Source organism: Fibrella musci (genome assembly GCF_041321105.1).
Lineage (GTDB): Bacteria > Bacteroidota > Bacteroidia > Cytophagales > Spirosomataceae > Fibrella > Fibrella musci.
Genome location: NZ_JBGGWD010000007.1, coordinates 181,147 through 202,979 on the forward strand (window position 1 = coordinate 181,147; position 21,833 = coordinate 202,979).

Annotated in this window: 18 protein-coding genes and 1 tRNA gene; 14 read left to right on the top strand and 5 right to left on the bottom strand. The window is 50.9% G+C overall.

Annotated elements, in window-relative coordinates; all coding sequences use genetic code 11:
• Positions 1 to 71: 71 nt before the first annotated feature.
• Entirely contained in the window at positions 72 to 371 is a 300-nt protein-coding gene (locus ACAW74_RS22735; protein ID WP_370700540.1) for a hypothetical protein, read from the bottom strand.
• Between the two features lie 229 nt (positions 372 to 600).
• Here ACAW74_RS22735 and ACAW74_RS22740 point away from each other — a divergent pair, with 229 nt between their 5' ends.
• From ACAW74_RS22740 to bioB, 6 genes are all read left to right on the top strand, one after another.
• Positions 601 to 1,758 carry a 3-dehydroquinate synthase gene (locus ACAW74_RS22740; RefSeq protein ID WP_370700541.1) on the top strand — a complete coding sequence of 386 codons (1,158 nt, stop codon included), beginning with the start codon at positions 601 to 603 and terminating at the stop codon, positions 1,756 to 1,758.
• Between the two features lie 121 nt (positions 1,759 to 1,879).
• Positions 1,880 to 3,070 (top strand): metabolite traffic protein EboE, encoded by a 1,191-nt coding sequence (eboE, locus tag ACAW74_RS22745; protein WP_370700542.1) that lies wholly within the window; start codon positions 1,880 to 1,882, stop codon positions 3,068 to 3,070.
• A 43-nt stretch (positions 3,071 to 3,113) separates the two neighbouring features.
• Positions 3,114 to 4,502, top strand: a complete 1,389-nt coding sequence (locus ACAW74_RS22750; protein WP_370700543.1) for an alkaline phosphatase family protein — start codon at positions 3,114 to 3,116, stop codon at positions 4,500 to 4,502.
• Between the two features lie 120 nt (positions 4,503 to 4,622).
• Positions 4,623 to 4,973, top strand: coding sequence for a gliding motility protein GldC (gldC, locus tag ACAW74_RS22755; protein WP_370700544.1), 351 nt, complete (start codon positions 4,623 to 4,625; stop codon positions 4,971 to 4,973).
• A gap of 96 nt (positions 4,974 to 5,069) precedes the next feature.
• Positions 5,070 to 6,257 (top strand): thioredoxin family protein, encoded by a 1,188-nt coding sequence (locus ACAW74_RS22760; RefSeq protein ID WP_370700545.1) that lies wholly within the window; start codon positions 5,070 to 5,072, stop codon positions 6,255 to 6,257.
• 104 nt (positions 6,258 to 6,361) lie between these two features.
• Positions 6,362 to 7,360 carry a biotin synthase BioB gene (bioB, locus tag ACAW74_RS22765; RefSeq protein WP_370700546.1) on the top strand — a complete coding sequence of 333 codons (999 nt, stop codon included), beginning with the start codon at positions 6,362 to 6,364 and terminating at the stop codon, positions 7,358 to 7,360.
• A 110-nt stretch (positions 7,361 to 7,470) separates the two neighbouring features.
• Here the strand turns inward: bioB and ACAW74_RS22770 are convergent, their stop codons facing one another.
• Both ACAW74_RS22770 and ACAW74_RS22775 read right to left on the bottom strand, forming a co-directional pair.
• Positions 7,471 to 8,949, bottom strand: coding sequence for an LptF/LptG family permease (locus tag ACAW74_RS22770; protein WP_370700547.1), 1,479 nt, complete (start codon positions 8,947 to 8,949; stop codon positions 7,471 to 7,473).
• Positions 8,950 to 9,060: 111 nt separating this feature from the next.
• A complete protein-coding gene (locus tag ACAW74_RS22775; RefSeq protein WP_015331115.1) occupies positions 9,061 to 9,453 on the bottom strand; it encodes an START-like domain-containing protein in 393 nt (130 codons plus the stop codon).
• Between the two features lie 197 nt (positions 9,454 to 9,650).
• Between ACAW74_RS22775 and ACAW74_RS22780 the strand changes: the two genes are divergently transcribed.
• Positions 9,651 to 9,724, top strand: a tRNA-Met gene (locus ACAW74_RS22780).
• Positions 9,725 to 9,928: 204 nt separating this feature from the next.
• On the opposite strand, the gene ACAW74_RS22785 is transcribed toward ACAW74_RS22780, so the two are convergent.
• Both ACAW74_RS22785 and ACAW74_RS22790 read right to left on the bottom strand, forming a co-directional pair.
• The gene (locus tag ACAW74_RS22785) at positions 9,929 to 11,362 is read right to left on the bottom strand and encodes a relaxase/mobilization nuclease domain-containing protein (RefSeq protein WP_370700548.1); all 1,434 of its coding nucleotides are present in this window, start codon (positions 11,360 to 11,362) and stop codon (positions 9,929 to 9,931) included.
• Complete coding sequence (locus ACAW74_RS22790; RefSeq protein ID WP_370700550.1) at positions 11,346 to 11,714, bottom strand: plasmid mobilization protein; 369 nt, start codon at positions 11,712 to 11,714, stop codon at positions 11,346 to 11,348. Before ACAW74_RS22790 ends, ACAW74_RS22785 begins: the two co-directional genes overlap by 17 nt.
• 311 nt (positions 11,715 to 12,025) lie before the next feature.
• Between ACAW74_RS22790 and ACAW74_RS22795 the strand changes: the two genes are divergently transcribed.
• The 7 genes from ACAW74_RS22795 (at position 12,026) to ACAW74_RS22825 (ending at position 21,780) form a co-directional block, all read left to right on the top strand.
• Positions 12,026 to 13,831 carry a type IV secretory system conjugative DNA transfer family protein gene (locus ACAW74_RS22795; RefSeq protein ID WP_370700551.1) on the top strand — a complete coding sequence of 602 codons (1,806 nt, stop codon included), beginning with the start codon at positions 12,026 to 12,028 and terminating at the stop codon, positions 13,829 to 13,831.
• 88 nt (positions 13,832 to 13,919) lie between these two features.
• Positions 13,920 to 15,803: a 5'-methylthioadenosine/S-adenosylhomocysteine nucleosidase family protein gene (locus ACAW74_RS22800; protein ID WP_370700552.1), complete on the top strand. Its 1,884-nt coding sequence runs from the start codon at positions 13,920 to 13,922 to the stop codon at positions 15,801 to 15,803.
• A gap of 22 nt (positions 15,804 to 15,825) precedes the next feature.
• A complete protein-coding gene (locus ACAW74_RS22805) occupies positions 15,826 to 16,404 on the top strand; it encodes a hypothetical protein (RefSeq protein WP_370700553.1) in 579 nt (192 codons plus the stop codon).
• 470 nt (positions 16,405 to 16,874) lie between these two features.
• Positions 16,875 to 17,642: an HD domain-containing protein gene (locus ACAW74_RS22810; protein ID WP_370700554.1), complete on the top strand. Its 768-nt coding sequence runs from the start codon at positions 16,875 to 16,877 to the stop codon at positions 17,640 to 17,642.
• Between the two features lie 235 nt (positions 17,643 to 17,877).
• Positions 17,878 to 18,405: an AAA family ATPase gene (locus ACAW74_RS22815; RefSeq protein ID WP_370700555.1), complete on the top strand. Its 528-nt coding sequence runs from the start codon at positions 17,878 to 17,880 to the stop codon at positions 18,403 to 18,405.
• Positions 18,406 to 18,647: 242 nt separating this feature from the next.
• Positions 18,648 to 21,404: a MobF family relaxase gene (gene mobF / locus ACAW74_RS22820; protein ID WP_370700556.1), complete on the top strand. Its 2,757-nt coding sequence runs from the start codon at positions 18,648 to 18,650 to the stop codon at positions 21,402 to 21,404.
• A complete protein-coding gene (locus ACAW74_RS22825) occupies positions 21,388 to 21,780 on the top strand; it encodes a hypothetical protein (RefSeq protein WP_370700557.1) in 393 nt (130 codons plus the stop codon). Before mobF ends, ACAW74_RS22825 begins: the two co-directional genes overlap by 17 nt.
• Positions 21,781 to 21,833 lie beyond the last annotated feature (53 nt).

Below are 21,833 nucleotides of genomic sequence, written 5' to 3' on the forward strand. Positions count from 1 at the left end.
CCCCACAAAAAGCAAATCGACTTAGTCTCGAGAGACTAAGTCGATTCTGAACGACGTTAAGCGGCTATTGGCTAACCCCGGCTTCCTTTACGGTGCTCTTTCCGCTGGCGGTGGCGTTCCAGCACCCGTTCGCGCTGCTCGGGCGTCATAGCGGCGAGTTTGGTTTCCCGGCGTTCGCGGTGCGCCTGTTTGAACGCCTGTCGCTCGGCGGGGCTCATGGCGGCTAGTTTGGCTTTATGCTCGGCTTTGCGGGCGGCGCGCTGCTGGCTGGTCAGGCGATGTTTCTCCGACTGCGGAGCGGGCGTTTGAGCGTAGGTGACCAGCGTAGTCAAAACAGCGGCGCCGGTCAGCAACAGATGGCGTAAGGACATGGGGTTGTCAGTTTTGTTTGGGCTTGGACAGCCAACGCAGATAAAGGTTTAGTTAAAAATGAATCAAAACGGGTTCTGATTGCACCAAAACCGGGATTTCCCGTTTATGGAAAAGAAACCGTAGCCGTTAGCCAATGGAGCTACTACGCCTTCGATTTACCGTTTAATCAACGAAAGCCGGGTAATCGTGGGTAAATTTGGCTTTTGGTTTAGAGGAGAAACCAATGTGATGAACCAACTTGAACAGTCGTTCAGCGTGCCGTTTACGTACACCGTATCATTTACCGAGCACCTGTTCGCTTCCGACAATACGCTTTTCCGCGACTGGCTGACCCAACGTGCCAATCCACCGCAGGTTCGTAAACTGTTGTTTGTTATTGACCGGGGGGTGCTTGACCACCATGTTACCCTGCCCAGCGATATTCGGGCTTATTTTGCCAACGTACCTGGCCTGCACCTGATCGATGAGCCCATCGTGGTGCCGGGTGGTGAGCTGGCTAAGAACAGCCCCGAGTTGGTTGAGCAACTGATCGACGCGGTAGACCGCTACGGCATCGACCGGCATTCCTACATCGCGGCCATCGGTGGCGGGGCAGTGCTCGACCTGGTTGGGTACGCCGCGGCCATCGCCCACCGGGGCGTGCGGCACATCCGCATCCCCACGACGGTGCTCTCGCAGAACGATTCGGGCGTGGGCGTAAAAAACGGCGTCAACTGGAGTGGTAAGAAGAACTTCGTAGGTACGTTCGCCCCACCTGTGGCCGTCTTCAATGACGCCGCTTTTCTGGGTACGTTGGACGACCGCGACTGGCGCTCGGGCATTTCGGAGGCCATCAAAGTGGCGCTCATCAAAGATCGGCCGTTTTTCGAGTGGCTCGACACCAACGCCGACGCACTGGCCAACCGCGACGCGGAGGCCATGAGTTACCTCGTTTACCGCTGCGCCCAGCTGCACATGCAGCACATCGCGGGTGGCGATCCGTTTGAGATGGGCTCGGCCCGCCCGCTCGATTTTGGCCATTGGGCCGCTCATAAGCTCGAATACCTCACCGATTTTTCGGTGCGGCATGGCGAGGCGGTCGCCATCGGCATTGCCCTCGACACGGTTTACTCGCAATTGGCCGGCCGCATCAGTGCAGCCGATGCCGACCGAGTGCTCTCAGTGTTGCAACGGCTGGGCTTCGAGTTATTCCACCCGGCACTGGCCGAAAACGGGGGCGAAAACCTCCGCCGGGGCCTCACCGAATTCCAGGAACACCTCGGTGGCCAACTCACCATTACGCTGCTGGACGCACTCGGGCAGGGCGTTGAAGTCCACGAGATGGATACCACGCTGATTCAACAGGCCGTCGAAAAGCTGGAAAACACATTAATGCACAATGTATAATGTACAATGCACGATGTACAATGAGGGCTGGCGCAGTTAGGAACGTTGCCATGCTACAAAAAGACCGCATTGTACATCATACATTATTCATTATACATCATACATTGTACATTATCCTCTTATGCATTTCGGTTATTGCACCAATATCCACCCCGGCGAGGCGTGGGACGATCATTTTCGGCACCTTCGCGAGCAGGTACCGGCGGTTAAAGCGGCTCATTCGCCCAACGCGCCACTGGGGCTGGGGCTGCGGGTAGCCAATCAGGCAAGTCTGGATCTGGGACAACCCGAGTCAGTGGCCGCGCTTCAACGCTGGCTGACCGAGGCGGGTTGTTACATCTTCACAATGAACGGCTTTCCGTATGGCGGCTTCCACGATCAGCGGGTAAAAGACCACGTCCACGCGCCCGACTGGACCACCACCGCCCGCGTCGACTACACGATTCGGCTGTTCAGACTGCTGGCGCAACTCCTGCCCGACGACCTGACCGAAGGTGGCGTGTCGACCTCGCCCCTCTCCTACCAGCACTGGTGGGAAACCCCGGCAGCGGCGTACAAGGCCATGCTGAAAGGTACCCAAAACGTCCTGCTGGTACTTGACGAGCTGATGCGACTGCGGCAGGAAACCGGCAAGGTGCTCCACCTCGACATCGAGCCCGAACCCGATGGGCTGCTCGATAACCTCGACGATTTTCTGGACTGGTATACCAACACGCTGCGCCCCGCTGCCCGAACGTACCTGGCCGAACGGCATGGCCTCAGCGCTGCCGAAGCTGATGCGGCCGTTCACGACCATATCCAGCTCTGTTACGACATCTGCCACATGGCGGTTACTTACGAAACCACCGATCAGGCCATTCAGAAGCTGACCAAGGCGGGTATTCGGGTCGGGAAAATTCAGATCAGCTCGGCGCTACACATTGACTTTTCGATGGATGCCGCCGCCAAGCTCGACGCTATTCGGGCGTTCGACGAGCCAACGTACCTGCATCAGGTGGTCGCCCGCCTTGCCGACGGCACCCGTCAACGCTTCGCCGACCTGCCCGACGCCCTCGCCGCCTACGACCCCGACATGCACCGCGAATGGCGCATTCACTTCCACGTACCCTTGTTTCTGGAAACCTACGGGCTGCTGGGCTCCACGCAACAGGATGTGGTCACGACGCTGCACTGGCAACGGACAAAGCCCTTTACCGAGCAGCTGGAGGTCGAAACCTATACCTGGGGGGTGTTACCCGCCGATGCCCAATTACCCATCAGCGAATCCATCGCCCGCGAACTGGCGTGGGTGAAAACCAGTCTGGACGGGTAACCTTTTTTCTTTGACTGACAGACGTACAGTGTCAACCTTCGTTATGCAAAAGACCGTTGTTATTGATATTGTTGGCCTGAGTACGAGCGTGTTGGGCGAGCATACGCCCTTCCTGACGCAGTACATCGCCAAACGACACCTGACCCACGTGCGCCCCGTATTACCCGCCGTGACTACCACGGCCCAGAGCTGTTATGTCACAGGCAAATGGCCAAGCGAGCACGGCATCGTAGGCAACGGCTGGTATGACCGCCGCGACGCCGAAGTGAAATTCTGGAAGCAGTCGAACCGGCTGGTCGATGCCGAGAAAATCTGGGAACGCGCCAAACGCGAAGACCCCGGCTTCACCTGCTCGAAGATGTTCTGGTGGTACAACATGTACGCCTCGGTCGATTATTCGGTTACGCCCCGACCCCAATACCACGCCGACGGCCTGAAAATGCCCGACTGCTATGCTCACCCCGCCTCCCTGCGCGATGAGCTCACGGCCAAGCTGGGTACGTTCCCGCTGTTTAATTTTTGGGGGCCCAACACCAGCCTGAAATCGTCGAAGTGGATTGCCGACGCGTCGATGTACGTAGACGATCAGCACAACCCGACGCTGACGCTCATTTACCTGCCCCACCTCGACTATTGCCTCCAGAAATACGGCGTCGATCTACCCCGCATCGCCGCCGACCTGCGCGAGATCGATCAGCTGGTGGCCGAACTGGTGGCGTTTTACGAGAAAAAAGAGACGCGGGTCATCCTGCTGTCGGAATATGGCATCAACACCGTCAACCGTCCCGTTTACATCAACCGGGCGTTGCGCGAAGCGGGCCTGATTGCCGTGCGGATCGAGGCGGGCCGCGAACTACTCGACGCGGGCGCATCGGCGGCCTTTGCCGCGCCCGATCACCAGATTGCCCACGTCTACGTAAATGACCCGGCACAGGTGTCTCGCGTGAAAGCCCTGCTGGAAAAGCTGCCGGGTGTAGCCGAGGTACTCGATGAAGCGGGTAAAAAAGCCCATCACCTCGACCACGAGCGGTCGGGCGAGTTGGTCGCCATCGCCGAACCCGATAGCTGGTTTGCTTATTACTACTGGCTCGACGACACGAGAAAACCCGACTACGCCCAGTTGGTCGACATTCACCGCAAGCCCGGCTATGATCCGGCCGAGCTCTTTATGGACCAGACCAACCCGCTCATCAAAGCTAAAGCGGGCTACAAACTGGCCCGTAAGTTGCTGGGATTCCGGTATCTCATGGACGTTATTTCGCTCGATGCCACGCTGGTGAAAGGCTCGCATGGTGGCGTTAATGTGGGTAAGGAATACTACCCCATTCTCGTCACCGATCAGCCCGCCGGCGCTTCCGAAATCGAGGCCATCGACGTATATGGCGTGATTTGGAAACACCTGACGGAGCCAGTGCTTACCGAAAAAGCGTAATTTTGACCCAACTAAAGTTCAAGGTCCAAGGGCCAACGTTCAACGTATCTTGTCCGATTAGACTACCTTATCAGGCAGGTTACCTTGAACGTTGGACATCGAGCCTTGAACACACTACTCATGCGCCAGTCCGAAATCAACTTCACGATTGAATTAGACAACCAGAACGTACCTGATAAAATCTATTGGGATGCGACCGACAACCCCAACGAAGGCCTCAATGATACAAAGGCTATCTCGGTCGCCGTTTGGGATAATTACCACCGCAATACGCTGAAAATCGACCTGTGGACCAAAGACATGGAAGTGGGCGACATGAAGCGGTTTATGGTCGAAATCATGGGCGGCATTGCCAGCACCGTACGCGGCGCTACGGGCGATGAAGCCATGGCCGACGACATCGACAACCTGTGCCGCAGCCTCAGCAAGCGGATCGAAGCCGAATTCCGCGCCGAGAACCAGAAACAATAAATGCGTTCAAGGTTCAACGTCCAAGGTCTAACGTGATGCAGCCCCGACCGTATGCATTGAACGTTGGACCTTGAACGTTGAACACCCCTTATACCTATGCGCCTTTCCTTTATCCTCCTCTTTTGTCTGGCTACGCTTGGTGCGTTGGCCCAGAAAGGCATTACCTTCCAGCAGGCTCCCATCAGCGTTGTGCTCAAGACTGCGCAGAAAGCGCAGAAGCCGGTCTTTGTCGAGATTTATTCGCCCGACTGCCACGTATGCCAGAGTTTCATCCCGATTCTGGCTGACAGCCGGGTGGGCAAATCGTACAACAGCAAATTTGTGAGCACCAAGCTCGACATCGGGCAGCCCGCTACGCAGAACTGGTTGAAAGCCAAAAAGTTGTACGTGCCTTCGCTGCCGCTGTTTTTGTACCTCGATCCCAGCGGCGACATCATTCACTTCGCCATGAGTCAGAACAACGCGGACGAAGTGATTCGCCATGGCAACAACGCCGTAACGGCCTCGGCCCGGAGCAATACCTGGAAACAGCGGTTTGCGGGGGGAGACAAATCGCCCAACTTCCTGATCGATCTGGCGATGTATAGCCGGGTCACCTGCGATACCAACACCAACATCGCGGCGATGGAAGCCTACGCCGCCCAGCAGCCCGCCAACACCCACGCTAACCAGAACAACTGGCTGGTCTTGCAAAAGCTGGTGATCGACATGAACAACCCGCTGGCCAAAAGCCTCGTCAGCAACATTAACCTCTACAAGCAGCAGTATGGCAAACCGGCAGTCGATGTGGCCGAGAACATCCTGATGTCGTCGTTGTATAGCAGCCGTGGCCTTCGCTACTCGCCCGCCCAGATTCAGCAGGTGTACAACGGGCTGGTGCAGATCGGAATCGACCCCAAAACGGCCTCCTCACGCACATTACTGCCCGAAGTGAATGCCTACTTCAAGTTGGGACAGGGTGCGCGCGCCGCCGAGCGGATGAACAACCACATCAACACGCATTCGCTGTCAGTGCCGGAATACATCTACGTAGCCCGCCTCTTCAACCGCACCAGCCCCGACGCTGCCGATGTCACGTACCTGACCAAGTGGGTAGGCAAAGCGCTGTCGCTGAAAACGACCACCGGCGAGCAGGCCGACCTCTATTATGAGCAGGCCGATGCCTACCGCCGCGCGGGCAAAACCGCCGACGCCAAGCAGGCCGCTCAACGCTCGCTCGAACTGGCCCGCGCCGGTCAGATCGACACCAAACGGAATACAGACCAGATTAATAAACTAAAATAACGTTCAATGTCCAAGGTTCAATGTTCAAGGATGACGCTGATTAGTCAACCAGACCAGTACTCTTGAACATTGAACCTTAGACATTGAACCTTGAACCCATACATATGCGTACCGACTGGACTCGCGACGAAATTGCCGACATTTACAATAGCCCGGTATTGGATCTCATCTACCGCGCAGCGACCGTTCACCGCCAGCACCACGACCCACAGGAAGTGCAGGTGTGTACGCTGCTATCGGTGAAAACGGGGGGATGTCCCGAAGACTGCGCCTATTGCCCGCAGGCGGCACGCTACCACACCAACGTAAAAACGCACAAGCTGCTGGAAGTGGGCGAAGTACTGGAAGCGGCCAGCCAGGCGCAGGCCTCGGGCAGCAGCCGGTTCTGCATGGGAGCCGCCTGGCGCGAAGTGCGCGACAACCGCGATTTCGACAAGGTACTCGATATGGTGCGGGGCGTCAACGCGATGGGTATGGAAGTATGCTGCACCCTCGGCATGCTCACCGACAGTCAGGCCCAGAAGCTGAAAGAAGCGGGTCTCTACGCCTATAACCACAACCTCGATACTAGCGAAGAATTTTACGGCGATATCATCACGACACGTACCTACGACGACCGCCTCGATACGCTCGGCCACGTGCGCGACGCAGGCATTTCGGTTTGTTCGGGAGGCATCATCGGCATGGGCGAATCGCACAACGACCGGATCGGTATGTTGCTGACACTGGCCACGCTGCCCGAACACCCCGAATCGGTGCCCGTCAATGCGTTGGTGCCGGTAGAAGGCACCCCGCTGGAAGAGCAGGAGCGCGTATCGGTTTGGGAGATGGTCCGCATGATTGCCACCGCCCGCATCACTATGCCGAAAGCGATGGTGCGCCTCTCGGCTGGCCGGGTACGTATGACGACCGAAGAACAGGCGTTGTGTTTTCTAGCCGGAGCCAACTCGATCTTCGCTGGCGACAAACTCCTCACCACGCCCAACCCCGACGTCGACGCCGATCAGCAGCTGTTCCAGACTCTGAACATTAAGCCCCGCGCCGCCTTCAAAAACGAAAAAGGCCAGGCAGCGGTGAAATTCGAGCAAATACCGGTGTCGTAAAAGGCGTTCAATGTACAAGGTTCAACGTCCAAGGTGGGCTGACGCATCAATACGCTTGCGTCAGCCCACCTTGGACGTTGAACCTTGTACATTGAACGCCTTTTACGACGTCAGCTCACGCTGGTCGTTGTCCCTTGCCCTTTGAATCTCTTCTTCAGTTTCCCCCACGCGACGGCGTAGGCATCTTTGTCGAAGATGGCCGAGTCGATACGGGCTTGGCGGAGCAGGTAAAGGCCAATTGGGAACAGTACCATGTTGGCCAGCCAGGCGCCCATCGGTACGGGCCAGGCACCGTCTTTAGCGAACTTATCGCCCAGCAGCGTCAGTACGTAGAGGACGATAAAGAAAATGATCGACACCAGCACGGGCAGGCCAAAGCCCCCTTTGCGGATAATGGCCCCCAGCGGCGCCCCGATCAGGAACATGATAAACACCGAGATCGCCTGCGTGAACTTGTGGTGGCTTTCCAGGTCGTACTGATACGAACTTTTCTCCTTCTCTTTCAGGTAGACAATATTCGACTGCGCATAGGAAAGCATGTTCTGCGCCTGCGTAACGGCCTGCGCTTCAATCTCGGCCGGGTTCGACGTGCGCGGCGTATTAGCCAGCAGGCTGTCGACCCACTTCCCATCGAGCACGCGTTTGGCCTGCACGACGGCCTCGGCCTTAAACTGATAGTTGTAGTAGTTACGTGACGAACCGGCCACCCCCATACTAGCCCGAACAGCGTCTTTTTGTAGCGAATCAGAAATGGAGCGCAGTTCCGACAGGGTTTTCATGTACGGGTGGTACTCAAACTGCTGTTCGTCGGTACGGTGCAGGCCGAATGATTCGAGGCTAATGACCAGCTTATAGTGCTTGAAGCCGTTGCGCAAAAATTGAGTGGCTTTGGGCGTACCGGTACCCACATACGTCACCGACCGACCGTCGTTATACTCCTGGTAATCGTTGCCATTGTTCAGTTCAAAAACCAGATATGACCGGCTGGGGTCGGTATACATCCGGCCCGACTTCGCCAGGATAATCTCCCGGTTTCCCGTTTCAACGCCCGACGTATTGTGTTTATAGATGACCAGATTCGTCAGCGAGTCGCCATACTTCCGGTCGACTTTGATGCTGTAGCCGGGCAAGTCGTTATAGAAAATCCCCTCCTTGATATTAAGCGTTGCTTTGGCCGTCTTGATATCGTATAACAGGCTATAGGCTTTGAGGTTAGCCCAGGGCGATACCTTATTGTTGAACCAGAAGGAGAACCCCATAAACACGAAGGCCAGCAGCAGCAACGGGCGCAGGGCGCGGGTCAGCGAGATGCCCGCACTTTTCATGGCGGTGAGTTCAAAGAACTCACCCAGGTTGCCAAACGTCATCAGCGACGACAGCAGTACGGCTAGTGGCAGCGCCGTCGGGATCGTCAGTACGGCAAAGAAGTACAGCAGCCGCCCAAACGTGACCAGCGTAATGTCTTTCGAGACGAAATCATCGATATACAGCATCAGCAGCCGCATCAGAAAGATAAAGATGACGACGGCTAACGTGAGGAAGAAAGGCCCGAAAAACGACTTGAGGATTAACTTATCTATTTTTTTCACTCCACAAATGAACAGTTCGTGCGGCGGTGTGCCCACAGAAGGCTATGTACGTAACGACCGCTACAGGCTGCATTGTTCACGGGTAGGCAACTCGTTATTTATTTTTAACAATCAGGAACCAACGATTTCTTTCAGTTTGTCGAGCAGGCCATCCCACATATCCTGCAATTCGTCTTCGTCGAGGTTGGTCGAATAATCGGTGATGCGCAGGTACGTTGCCTGCGTCAGTTCGCTCACATCGAGGCGGAAGTCGACATAATTACTGTCGTGGCCATTTTCGCCGGTATTCAGGAATTCGAAGCGTACGCTTTTGTTCTGGCGCAGTGACGTCTGCCGGGCGGGGTGGCTCTCGTTGTCCCAGATGAAATCGTATTTATGGTCGGGTAAGGTATTGACTTTCGCGGCGAACCATTGCGACAGCCCCGAGGCAGTGCTGATGTAGGGGAAGAGTACTTTGGGGGAAGCCCGGAGTTCGTACTCGGTCACAAACTTTAATTTCTCCATGGTAGGGAGTCAACAAAAAACGTGATCAATCTAACCGTACTAGTTACCTGCAAGCCAATCGGTTTCACTTGGAAAACGGGTACCAGCCTAGTGGTAGCGCAGGTAAGGTTTTAGCAAGGTAACGGAAAAAAAACACCAAATACAAGGGCAGGCCGTTGACCGAAAAAAATAAAAAGCGTACTTTTGCAGAACATTCCGGCGGGGTAGCTCAGATGGTTAGAGCGTAGGATTCATAACCCTAAGGTCGGCAGTTCGATCCTGCTCCCCGCTACGTTGATTATCAAGCTGTTACGACGAAAAATCGTAACAGCTTTTTTTGTTGGGCAAACATAGGGCAAACATTCTGAGCCTGATAGCAATCCACAGAAATGTTTTCGTCTTTAGTGAAGTCTGTTTTTCGCCCTGTTAGCGCTCCCAGCACGCAATTATTCGTTGGCATTCCACGTACCTGAGGGCTAACTTTCTTATGCACGGGTTAGCGGTTTCGTCGTTTGGCTCGGTGGCGACGGCGCTCCCGGCTTTCTTTTTGTTCCTGCATCAGTCGTTGCCGTTCTTCTTCGTTGTCCACGGCTTTTGAGGTCGTTAGGTCTTCATTGGCAAAAAACTGCTGCGCCTTGTCGCGTTGCCGCTGGGTGTTGCTCTCGGCAGGATAACCCGGTGACAGCCGATCATGTTGCTCGATCAGAAAATCAGCCAGCGTTTGTCGGTAGCGGTTGACTGTCGCTATGTCTACGTCTGTCAAGATGTCCTGCTCGCCAGTAGCCGTTGGTTCATCCCCTTCCTTCGTTTCGTCCGGCGCGGCACAATCCGTCTCAAGCGGTCGGGTTGACGACTCACTTAGGTTCGCGTCCTGCGCGGTTGGTTGGTGGACGGCCTCCGCTCTTGTTTCATCCTCCCGCTGCCCGGTCAATTCGTCGCTCGTCGCGATAAACGCGCTGGCGACCCTTTTTTTCTGTTCCAGGCTATCATTTCGATCCTGTTCAGCGGTCTGCTCGTGGCCCATGTGCATAAAGTCCGCCAGTCGCTGCTCACGGCTGTTGAGAGGCTCATGTTGCGGCTGATGGTGGGGCATGTCCTCTAGATGGACTACACGTTCCGTTGCTGAGTGGTCCGTAGTGACATCGACTTGGGGCCGTTGTCCACTCGTCGCATTGCTGGTACTCTCCTGCCGTTCCCGCATAATCTGGATGGCTTCCTTTTCGGGCAGCAAGGGTAGATCGCGCAGCCGTTGCCGCACCTCCTTGATGCGTATTCCCTTCAATTGCCGGACTAAATCGAACGAGCGCCCATTTTCGTCCACCACCATAAACGGATGCCGGGGCACGCCGTGAGCCAGCAGGTAGCCGTTATCATGAACGGCGTTGATGAACGCCTGGCCGGTTTGGTTCTCCTGCCAGAGCGTGGTGAGCAGGTCTTTCAGCTCGGGCCGGTGCTGGTTACGGTGGGGTGTGGGGGCATGCTCGAACACCCGTTCCATCTCCTTGCGGGCGCGGTCCTGCGCTAACCGGCTAAAGCGGTTGTCGATCACTTTCCCCGTCTGGTGATCGTAGCGCTCGAAGACCACGTGGGCGTGGGTGCGGTTTTTTTTCGTGTGCAGCACAATGACCCGCCGCTGCTCGGAGAGGCCTAATTCATGGCCTAAGATGTCCGCCGCCCGCTGCCAGTCCTCGGTGCTCATGCGCCGGTCTTCGCTGTAGGCCGGGTTGATCTGCGCGTGGTACAGGCCCTTGTCCGTACGCGACAGTTGGGCGGTCAGCGACATGCTCAGCAGCGTTTGGTGCAGGTAGTGCTCCGAGGCGTCCTCCCGACCATCTACTTCCAAAAGCTGAATGCGCTCGTTGCCCCCCTCGCCCAGCAGGTACTGTGCCAGTTGCGCTCCATTGCCCCGGATGTTACCGCGAATGACCATCGCCCAGCAGGTGAAGCAGTTGGGCGGTCAACGCCTCCACGCCCGTCATGGCCTCGGTGACGGCCTCCGCCTGCGGGACGGGCTGGTGCGGGCTGTTCAGCGCGCGGGCGATCTGGTTGACGTTGCTACCGATCTTGCCCAGTTCGGCCAGCAGGACCAGCAACGCCGCGCGGTCGGGGGTGGGCACCCGGCGCAGGGCCTGGCCGGCCAACGCCCTGACGCGTAAGTAGTCGCTGGGCGTGTGGCCGCTCTCGCGGGCCTGCTGCCAGATGCGTTGTTTCTCGGCGGCGGTCACCCGCACCCGGATGGTCAGTTCGCGCTTGTCGGGATCGGCTTTCGGCGGTCGGGCCATAGGCAGTTGCGGGGGGGCAAGGGAACGGGATGGGGCAACGCAAAGAGGGTTAAGGGAGAAAGCGTTTCTCCCTTACAAGCAAGGTTTGTGTGCGGCTAAAAACGTAGTTTTTGTAGCTACAAACCACGTCTTGCGACGCTTCGCGCGGCGACCCCGGTTCTGTGGGTCGAATGTAGGGACTGGAGCGATCCGGTGGGGCGTTCGTTGGTGCCGATGGCCTACCGTTTAGTAAAGTCGCACCGCCTTTGTGACGCGCAATGGATCGCTTTTTTATTTTTAGGCACTATCCCACTTTTTGCCATTCACGACCCATGCAGCCGATTGAACCGGCCGATGCGCCTACCCCGTCCCTGCTTAGCCGCTGGTTCGGCGTCACCCGGCGCGAGATCGACATTCTCTTCCGGCACGAACCCACACCCGGCGCGTTCAACAAAGCGGTGTTGGTGATCGTGGGGTTGTTTCTAACACCCATCACGCTAGCCGGGGCGTTGCTGGGCTTCATCCGCGCTTACAACCGCTTCACCAGCCGCCTGAGCATCCCGCCGAGCTTCGCCAACCTGACGCCGATCACGCGCTTGGCGATGGTGCTGGGGAGCCTGATCATCTGGCTCCTGCTGTTCGCGTTGTTCATCGTCGTGCTTCAGTTCGCCAAATTCTTCGGCATGAGCGGCGGGTTCTTCCTGGGCTTTTTCGGCTTCAATATCTTCTTCTCACTGGTGGTGTTCACTTTCTACCGGCGGTGGCGGGTCGGCATCAACAACATGCTGGTGGAAGGCAACAAGTTCGGCTCGGCGCGGTTTGCCCGCGCCGAAGAACTAAGCGCCTACCGGACGGGACCGGGCCTGTACGTGGGCGGCGGGTACATGTTCAAAGACAAAGGTCACGTACTGACGGTGGCGGGAACGCGGGGCGGCAAAGGCACCAACCTCATCATCCCGAATCTGCTGGGCCTGGGTGGCTATCAGGGCTCGTGGGTGGTGATCGACCCCAAGGGCGAGAACGCGGCCATCACGGCCCGCTACCAGCGCGAGCGCGGCCAGAACGTGGTCATCCTCAACCCGTGGGGCCTACTCGAAGAGTATATTGGCGAGGCGCAGAGCTACAACCCGCTCGACATCCTAGCCGACACCAGCAGCATTCACCTCGTCGATGACGCGCAGATGATCGCCGAGATGCTGGTGCCCGTCGAGCGGGGCGACAAGAACAAGTTTTTCACCGATACGGCTCGTTCCATCGTGACGGGCCTGATCATGCAGATCGTCACGACCCAAGAACCGGATAACCGCACGCTCACCACTTTATGGCGGTGGGCGCGGCTGGCGGGGGACGACTGGGATGAATTGATCGCCCGCATGCGACTCAACGATGATCCAGTCAATGGCGAGATCGTGCGCAACGCGGGCAACGAGATCGTCAAGCTGATGGAAGCGGGCGAAGAAACGTTTGGCAGCATCCTCTCGTCGGTATTACAGGCTACTGACTTTTTGAAAAGCCCGGCGTTACAGCAATCGCTCCGCTCCGGCTACGACCCAACCAGCCTATCGGATGGTGATACGTCGCTATACATCATCATTCCCGCAGACAAGTTGCAGAGTCATGCTCGCTGGCTGCGACTTATCGTCACGACTACCTTACGGGCAGTCGTGCGCAGGCCCAAAAAAAAAGTATGTTTTCTTTTGGATGAATTCGCCGCGTTAGGTTATTTGCCTGAAATTGAGACGGCGTTGAGTACCTATGCCGGGTTTGAAGTGACTGTCTGGCCCATCCTGCAATCGCTGATTCAATTGCAAGGATTGTATGGGAATAACTGGGAAACATTCACAGCGAACACAGCGGTACGGCAGTTCTTCGCCATTAATGATAACTTCACCGCTAACTATGTGAGCGCCGCTATAGGGCAAACGAGCCATGTAGTGACGACAGGTTGGCTGTTTGGAAGTCCCAGTAGTGCTAATGCCAACCAGCGACCATTGGTCACGCCTGATGAAGTTCGGCGGGGGTCAGCGGAGCAAATGTTCGCGTTTCTCGGTGGCAACCCGCCAACAGTGTTTAGTAAACGACCTTATTATCAAATGGGTGAGTTACTATCTCGTAGTGAATCAAATCCTTATTATTAAATCTTAAAGCTGAGTAACACTTTATAAATGATTGAGACAGTATTTTCTTTATTTTTTCGACATAATTCTACGTGATGTCGATCCACATATGAATTTTGAAAAAAATAGCAAAAATAATATTTTTTTAGACTTCTTAAATCCAGACTTAAGAAGAGGATGGGGCATTTACGATAATCCTGTATTTTCAAGTAAATTCCTTAAAGAGTTGATTAACTTTTCCGTTTTCTTAACAGAGAAAACATGTTATCTACCGCTTGCATTCATTTTAGAAGATCCAATTACATTCAAGACGGTTAAAGAAGCCAAATTATTCTTTGAAGAGGGATACATCACTATTCCTATGAAATTAACTGATAACTTAGAGGAGACATTGTCAAAATTATTTAAATCATATAGATTGGTAAAAGGCAACTACTCTCTATTCAATGATAAGGAAAACTTTGATAAGGCAATAGAATTTATTCAAGAAATATACACGGCCAGAGTAGAAAAAAAATATAACACTGGTAAACATATATCTTTAGGATTTCTAAGTCAGTTAGAAAATGGAGATAAATATTGGCAGAGCGTTTTGAATGAATATTCAGTATCTTCGATTAAACAATTCCAACAAATACCTGGAAAGCTAATAGAGAAAGGATTATCGATTACTCACGGAGATATTATTAATGAACTGGGAGGTAATAAGTTCAACATTTTTGATATTCACAAATTGTTGAACTATGAATATGGACTAGTGTATATGGAAGAATTTAATGCGGTCGCACTCTATAATATATTCCAAGAGTATACATTTTCACCAACTAATAGAAGAGATAATAAAGGCTATGATTATCAAATAACGAAAAAATTATTTTCAACTTTAGGAATTAAACAATTTATAAGTGAAGCAAATGCATATGAAATAATTAATATAAGAAGAAACTATGTGGAATACCATGAATTTATTAATAATTATTATCTCATTGCTAATTCTCAAAATCAATATATAGAATCGTTTCTGGCTGAGCTGATATCAAGCAGTAATCAATTAAAAAATCATTTAGAAAAGAAAAAAACAGAATTTATTTCGTTTTCTTTTTTAATAGACACACTTGGCTTTGTTAACGAAGCTTTAAAAAAGATGTATAGACAGAAAGAGTCTACAGACGTTGACTATGCAGTAAAACACTCAGGTAAACCTATGGAACAGCAAATTAGAATTAGTATCTTCGTTGCTCTAAAAGAAGAAGAGGACGTTTTAAAAGAAGTATTAAAACTAAAACATGATAGAAAAACCAATACATACACTAAAGTTTCAAAAAATATACATTACGAAGTTTTTTCTCCTAGGCAAATAGGGAGAGTATCAGCAGCTTTAAAAACTTATCAGCATCTTGTAGATCGGAAAAACGCTTTGCCAGATTTATTGATAGTTGCAGGAATTGCTGGTGGATTTGAAATTAAAGGCGTTAATAGAGGTGATATTATAATACCTACTTTTATATTAGATGTGTCTAACACAAAAAAGGAAGGAAGATCTAGCGACAGAGATAAGAACGAAATATTTAGATCACATCCTTTCAAAGTGTTTCGACAATTAGAGTACTATTTGAATAGTCCTAATTTTTCGAAAGATAAATGGGCGCTTAAAATACTTAGCTCTTCTGCAGGTAAGCCTTATAATAATAGAATTCCTAATATTTTCTATAAACCTATAAGCTGCTGTGATTCAGTTATCAAAGATGAAGAGTGGATTAATGACATACTAAAAATTGATCCTGAATTAGTTGGAGTAGAAATGGAGTCTGGGGGAGTATGCTTCGCTACAGAGGAATTTAAAGGTATCCCTGTGGCTGTCATCAGAGGCGTTTCCGACCTTGCAAATCCATATAAAGCAGATGATGTTTGGCGAAATATTTCTATGCAAGCTGTTGCAAATCTAATAAAGGAAATTAATTTTTCAGATGTATTAGGTAATTTCAAAAATTAGTTCTCGTTAAATTAAATTTCCTATGCTGTTTGTTGTTATAGGGTGTTCATGTGTTGGCAAAAATTCAATTATGGATATTCTAGAAAAAGAATATAGTTTTTCGATATTGAATAAAGTGTCCACACGAAACTCAAGAGTAGGTGAACACAATAACGTCACATTAAGCATAGAAAACTTCAAGAAAATAAGCAGCGAAGGTAAACTTCTCTTTGAAAATAATTTCTATTCTAATTACTATGCATATTTTAGAGAAGATATTTTAGTAGCGACAAAAAACATTGTCGACTTTTATATGATGGATTTTGGGATAGAAAATATCAGTCAACTGGACTTTTTGAATAATACATACAAAATTGTTGTAATACCAGAAAACGTAGAATTCTTGCATCACACCATAGCAAAAAGTGGAAGACAAGATAGGCTAAATGAGATTATTTATAATTATAATGAATATTATGCGGATCTAGAAGAAGGATTTTATCCTGAGAGCAAAACTTTAATTATTAAAAATCATCTAAATAAAGTACAATATACTGTTAACAAAATGATTAATTATTTGAAAGAGTTCACAAAAATCAATCCAGTGCTAAAAAAAGAATGAATGTGACTATAAAAAATCAAGAGCTATGTCTCTTTCAAATTAAATATAATATTATGGTTGTTTTTGGTAGACATTATTTGTGAGAATGAAAATCTTCTAAGCGTGTTAATAATTCAGCACATTGCGTATTTTATATAAAAGTTAAAGTACTTTAATTTTTATATAAAGAACTATTTAGATAAATACGTACAATAAAATATTTTCCATTAACTATTTTATCTTTATAAGTGCATCTGAAGACATGATAATGAAAAATCAGACAATTAAAGTATACATGATGGATATAAATTCTCAAATCTCTTCTCTTGCAATTTATAATAAAAATATAAATTTATGTTATGGCTTTACATATCATAAAAAATAATAAGCACTAAATATTTTGAAATCTCATAAAACAATTGTACATTCACACAGAAAACATTTAAGATAAAACTTATATGACAGCATTTCACAAACCGGGATACAAAATTATGGAACAGTCCTTTAATTTTGAGAAAGAGGTTGAGAAAGATGTTGATTATATACTCTGGTCAACAAAACTCTGTGGTATCTTCAGGTTTACCAAGCAAAGATTTTGGGAAGAAGAAACGTTGGAGCATGAGTATATTATGCGAATGTTTGGCAATAAGAGGAATAATGTAAGCGTACCAAGAACTGAAAGTGTGGCGGAGCATTCTTGGCATATGGCTGATATTGCGATGTTACTTGCTCCGAAATTTTCTTATTTAGATATTGGCAAGTGTTTAATGATCGCTACTTTACATGATAAGCTTGAGATCATAACTGGTGATCAAAGTCCCATAGGAAAAAATGGAAAAGGGAATAAAACACATGCTTTCAATGAGCAAAAAAAGACTGAAAAAGATCAATTAGAAATTGATTCTTTAAGTCAATATAAGAAGAAGTTGAATCCTATTTCTTTTGCTTTTCAAGAAAAAATAATAATGGAAGCGATTGAACTTAGTTCACCAGAAAGCAGATTTGTTAAAGCTCTAGATAGAATACAGCCTTTAGCTTACATAATTTTAAAAAAAGATGGGATAATGGAAAATAAGCATATAGAGTTCACTTTAAGATATTCTGCTACATATATGAAACACTTTCCTGAACTTGCACCCCATTATAATTGCTTAATACATCGACTTCTTGAAACAATTGCAAAAAGAAGAAAGATAAGTTTGAGTGAATTAAAAACTAATATTGATGGAGAGCAACTTAAATTATTTAGTAGCTTTTAAAAATTGCTAACTGTTAATTTATTGCCTAAAGTGTCGTCAATGCAAAACTGTTATTGATAATCCTTATTGTATGAACGTACGATAATTTTTTTGTATATGAAAATTTTTGGTTGCACACAATTAATATATATGCATTCAAAAATATATCAATATTTTTATAAATTTTTTCATTTAATGACATATTCTTAATGTATAAGTTTTACGTTTAAGGAATTATACTTAATGACATCAATGTATGGATTCGATTTCTCAGTCAATTAAAAAAGTGTGCATATATGGGCCAGAAAGTGTTGGAAAAACTACTTTAGCTGAAAAACTTGCCGAGGATTTTGGAACAAATTTTGTACCTGAGATGGCACGAAGTATAATAACATCTAATAGATTTACTTTAAACGATATCATAAGTATTGGCCACATGCAAACTGAGATGATATTCTTAAGTGAACCTACAGCTAATAAAATTTTGTTTTGTGACACAGATTTAATTACCACCCAGATATATTCAAATCTCTACTTCAATTTTATTCCTCCTATACTTTATGAGTTAGAGCAAAAAGTAAAATATGACGCTTATTTATTTTTAGACATTGATGTACCTTGGGTTGCTGACAATCTACGTAATTTTGGTACGCGAAGATCTGAAATGATGGAAATATTTATTCATGAACTTGAAAAAAGGAACATATCATTCACAATGATTAGTGGCAATTTTATTGAACGTTTTAATGCTGCAAAAGAAGTAGTTACTAAATTGCTTAACTAACATTTTATAAATAGCATCAGAAGTATGATAAGTAGCCAATAAGTTGTTCTATTGAACAATTCTCCTTGCTACTTTTAATAAATGTATTACATATAATAAACATTGAAGCATTTAGGGAAGATGTCTGAGGGGTTTTCTTTAATGGGGTTGTCTATCAGCCAATTTCCTTGCTGACGTTAACTGTCCGTAACAGATTGCGGACTTGACCTGCTGTGCTGTCAGGTTGTCGTATTATCATCTGCATGATACGGATGATCCAAAGCACCTCCGCCAGCCAGGCTAAAGGCTATTTCACTGACTCGTTGCAGCGATCCGATTATTACCTTGACGGACATGAACTGTCGGGCCAGTTATGTGGCAAGGTGGCTGTGCGTCTGGGGATTGAGGGTATTGCTACAAAAAACGTCTTCGATGCTCTCTGCGAAAACATCCATCCCCGCACCGGCCAAAGCCTGACCCAGCGCAATGTCGCCAAGCGTACGGTTGGCTATGACATCAATTTCCACTGCCCGAAATCCGTTTCCATCCTGCACGCGCTGACCGATGACGATCATCTGCTGAAGGCGTTCGAGGCGAGTGTGCGGGAGACGATGCAGGCCATTGAGGAGGACGCGCAAACCCGCGTCCGCAAGCAGGGTCAGGATAACAACCGCCAGACTGGTGAGCTTATGTGGGCCAGCTTTCTGCACCAGACCGCCCGACCTGTCGGCGGCACGGTGCCTGACCCGCATCTGCACAGTCACTGCTTCGTATTCAACGTAACGTGGGATGCGGTCGAGAGCCAGTTCAAGGCGGGGCAGTTCCGCGACATCAAGCGTGATATGCCCTATTACCAGGCCCGCTTCCACAAGGTTTTCTCCGACAGGCTGATCGAGCTGGGCTATCGCATCCGGCGCATGAAGACAGCCTTTGAAGTCGTTGGCGTACCGCAACCCGTAATCGATCTGTTTTCCAAGCGAACGGATGAGATCGGGCGGATCGCCCAGATACTCGGCCTCACCGATCCCAAACAGGTAGACGCCTTGGGGGCTAGAACCCGCGCCAAAAAACAAAAAGGGTTGACAATGGCGCAACTCAAGCAGGCGTGGCGCAACCAGATTTTTGCGCTGGGGATGACCGATCAGGGCGAAGGCGAGCAGGCTATCCGTTTTGCGGCTGTTCTGCCTGTCCCAGCCCCGTCGCCCCAGCAATGCGTCGATCACGCGCTGGCGGTGCGCTTCGAGCGCGCCTCGGTAGTGCACGACCGGTGGCTATTGGAAACTGCCTACCGGCACAGTCTGGGGCATCGGACCGTGACGGTTGAGCAGACCACCGACGCCTTTCTGGCGGACAAACGGATCATCACCATCACCGAAAACGGCCAGCACCTGTGCACGACCAAACAGGTGCTGGCCGAAGAGCGACGGATGGTAACGCTGGCCCAGCAGGGCAAAGGCGTCTTGCCGCCGCTGTATCGCTCCGCTCCACCTATCACGCTGGGCGACGAACAAGGTGCTGCCATCGCCCACGTGCTGACCACGCCGGATCGCGTGTCGATCATCCGGGGTCGGGCGGGTACGGGTAAGACTACGCTGATGCGCGAAGCGGTGTCATTGATCCAACAGGCCGGGTGCCCCGTGATGGTGGTGGCTCCCACCGCCCAGGCGGCACGGGGCGTCCTGCGTGAGGAAGGCTTTGCCGACGCAGAGACCGTCGCCCAACTGCTGGCTTCCCCCGCCCTGCAAGCCAGCCTTTCGAACGGCGTGCTGTGGGTTGATGAGGCCGGGTTGTTGAACACAGCCGATATGATCGCCCTGCTCCAACTGACGATTGCCCAGAACGCCCGACTGATCCTGTCGGGCGATACGCGGCAGCATAGCAGCGTGTTGCGCGGGGACGCGTTGCGCATCCTGAACACTATTGCTGGGATCAAGGCCGCCGAGGTGAGCCAGATTTACCGGCAACGGCAGGGGACGTATCGCCTGGCGGTGCTGGCGTTAGCCGACGGCGATGTCAAAACCGGTTTTGCGTTGCTGGATCGGATGAACGCGATCAGAACGCTCGATCCAATTGACCCGTTTGCCCAACTCGCCGACGCGTATGTCGCGACGCTTAAGCGCGGTCAAACAGCGTTGGTGATTTCGCCGACGCATCGCGCGGGCGAACAGGTCACGCAGGCCATTCGCCAGCGGCTACGCGCGGCTGGCCGGATCGGCCAAGCCGAAACCCCCGTCCCGCAACTAATCAACACCCAACTGACCGTTGCAGAAAAACAGGACAGCCGCAACTACCGACCCGGCCAGCTCATTCAGTTCAATCGATACCAGCCCAACATTCGACGCGGGTCACGCTGGCAGGTCGTAACCGTCGATGACGGTCGGGTTACGATTCAGGATGAGCGCGGGGCGGTCGTGCCGCTGCCCTTAACGGACAACGCGCCGTTCGACGTGTTCGACGCCGCAACGCTGGCTCTCTCACAGGGTGATAATATCTGCGTTACACTCAACGGGCTGGACGGTAACGGCAGGCGGCTCACCAACGGACAGATGCTGGATGTAGAACGCGTCAATGCGGACGGTACGATCACCGCCCGGAACAAGATCAGCCAGGCGCGTTACGTGCTACCGCAGGGGTTCGGGCATCTGGCGCATGCTCATTGCATCACCTCCCATGCCGCCCAGGGCAAGACGGTCGATAGCGTGTTCATCGCGCAACCGGCCAGCACGTTTGCGGCCACTAACCGCAACCAGTTTTATGTGTCGGTCTCCCGCGCCAGAACGGGTGTGTACATCTATACGGACGACAAAGATGCGTTGCTGGCCCAAGCGGCGCAGTCGGGAGATAGGCTCTCGGCGTTGGAAATGGTGAAGCATAAACGAGCTGTCAAACGTAACACCGAACACCTCATCCGCACTGCACCACCAAGAGCCAGACAACCAAAGGCAGCGGTAAAACATACACCGGCATCTGTCGAAAAGTCGATCCAGCAAAAGCGACCAGCGCATGCTCCAAGACTTTAAACGCAATTTTGACCAGCCTGTAAGAAGCGAGCTTGCCACCGATCCGCGTGACATCGTTTCAGCGGTTGGGGTGCAATTGCACGAGGCTGACAGCCTTATACGCAATATTTGCTTCGTCTGGGCAGATGGACGTAAGGCGTTTTTCAACTATGCCTACTTAGTGTCAGTTGATCTATTGGTCAGTGATGCCACTAACATATTGCTGCTTTGCTTTGGGTCTTATACGGTTACAGTGAGAGGCTACCAACTAAGCCTGCTATTTGATCTACTAATAGATCATCAGCCTAAGACCATTATGGCTGGAAATGCCCGCTACCTGGTGGATGAAAACTCAGAAGACATTCTCGTGACGGATATCCAGGTTAAATATGATTGACTTCACTATAGCAACGAAGGAGAAACCGGAGCGTTATGCCTGCATCAGATTAC